This window comes from Bradyrhizobium sp. 179, assembly GCF_023073535.1.
Lineage (GTDB): Bacteria > Pseudomonadota > Alphaproteobacteria > Rhizobiales > Xanthobacteraceae > Bradyrhizobium.
The window spans coordinates 1-1,748 of the sequence record NZ_JADPJR010000093.1; the positions used below are offsets into that span (position 1 = coordinate 1).

Annotated in this window: 3 protein-coding genes; all 3 read left to right on the plus strand. The window is 56.5% G+C overall.

Annotated features, from left to right (window positions below; all coding sequences use genetic code 11):
• The first annotated feature begins 363 nt into the window (after positions 1-363).
• On the plus strand, positions 364-924 hold the full coding sequence (locus tag IVB12_RS21855) for an HAD family hydrolase (protein WP_247301738.1): 561 nt from the start codon (positions 364-366) through the stop codon (positions 922-924).
• Positions 925-927: 3 nt separating this feature from the next.
• Positions 928-1,125 (plus strand): HAD-IA family hydrolase, encoded by a 198-nt coding sequence (locus tag IVB12_RS21860; RefSeq protein ID WP_247301740.1) that lies wholly within the window; start codon positions 928-930, stop codon positions 1,123-1,125.
• 114 nt (positions 1,126-1,239) lie between these two features.
• Positions 1,240-1,748, plus strand: a 509-nt coding sequence (locus IVB12_RS21865; RefSeq protein WP_247297289.1) for a transposase, incomplete at its 3' end; no start/stop codon positions are given.

Sequence of the window (1,748 nt, forward strand, 5' to 3'; positions counted from 1 at the left end):
AAGGGGACACATCCGCTGCCGGGTCTTATGACCCAACCGCTGCAAGAACGGCTTCAGCCAGCCTTCGAGTTCGTCTTCCCATTCCGCCATGGTCAGCCCTCCAAGAGCCGACCACCCATGAATCATTGAAAAATCGATTCGGGAATCCTAAAAATTCAGAGGAATCCGACAATCTGCCAAAGTAGTGCTAGTCTCGCGGCTCAGAACGCTAGCAACGACCCGCCGCTGGTAAGCGCGATGCCGCCTTCGGGTCATAACGTGCGTGGCGTTTGCAACATGCTGTTCGGCTCTCCTTCTGGAAGCCGACATTGGGGTCATTCGGGCGAATAGCAGTCATGGGCCAATTCCGGATGTAAGCGAAACTTGCCGGTCGAAGAAAACGGGGAATTGTGCGAAGCATCAAACATTGCTCTACTGAACTATATTCCCTGTCCGTTGCGGTCCGAGATGCGGGCCGTCCTTCCCGTGGATCGTATCGTGATTGAACTGATTATCTTCGATGCAGATGGCGTTCTAGTCGATAGCGAGACCATTGCGCTGACCGTCTTGGTTCGGGCAGCGTCTGAGGAGGGAGCACCCATCGGTGTGGACGAGGCCCGGTCATTCCGAGGGCTAAAGATGGCGGACTGCGTGCGCGAAATTGAGCGCAGGTTAGGTCGCGGCGTTCGAGAAACCTTCGTCGCGGACCTCAGACGAGCAACCGCATTGGCGTTTGATGCCGAACTGAAGCCTGTCGAAGGAATCCATGCGGCGTTGGCCGAAATTGCCATTCCCGTTTGTGTGGCATCAAACGGGCCGATGTCGAAGCTCACGCATACACTCGGATTGACGAAACTGCTGGACCGCTTTGGGAGGCGCATCTTTAGCGCTTACGAGGTGGGTTCGTGGAAACCGGACCCCGGCCTGTTCCTGCATGCGGCGTAAACGATGGGCGTTCACCCTTCACGCTGCATCGTCGTTGAAGACTCGGTGTCCGGGATTCACGCAGCAAAGGCCGCAGGTATGCGGGTCTTAGGTTTTACCGGGGGCGATCCGGGGGTCGAACAGGAGTTGGCAGCAATCTGCGAAGACCTTTTCCATCGAATGAGTGATCTTCCGGCTTTGCTGCAAGATTGTATTGAATGATCGCCCCATTGAAAAGCGAGAGTTCCGATATGGGTCGATTCTGTTGAAAAAAGCAGCTGTTGCGACGCAGAGATATCAGTGATTCAGTCTGTCTAATTGGCAGGACTGAAGATCATGATGGGGCATCGGCAAGTCGAACAGACCGCGTTGTTCTATGAGTTCTCGCTCGAAAGACATATCCCGACTGATCACTTGCTGCGGTTGATTGACAGGTTTGTCGATCTTGAACAGGTCCGGCGGGACCTGGCGCCTTTCTACAGCAGCATCGGTCGGCCTTCGATCGATCCCGAGCTGATGATCCGGATGCTCTTGATCGGTTACTGCTTCGGCATTCGATCGGAGCGGCGCCTGTGCGATGAGGTTCACCTCAATCTGGCCTACCGGTGGTTCTGCCGGCTCGGTCTGGATGGGACGGTGCCGGATCACTCGACGTTTTCCAAGAACAGGCACGGCCGCTTCCGGCAGAGCGACCTCTTCCGTCGCGTGTTCGAGAGCGTGCTGCGCCGCTGCATCGAGGAACGACTGGTCGGCGGTGAGGGATTTGCAGTCGATGCGAGCCTAATCAAGGCCGATGCCAATCGGCAGAAGGGGATCGAAGGCGATAAGGGACTTCCGCCGGAGGC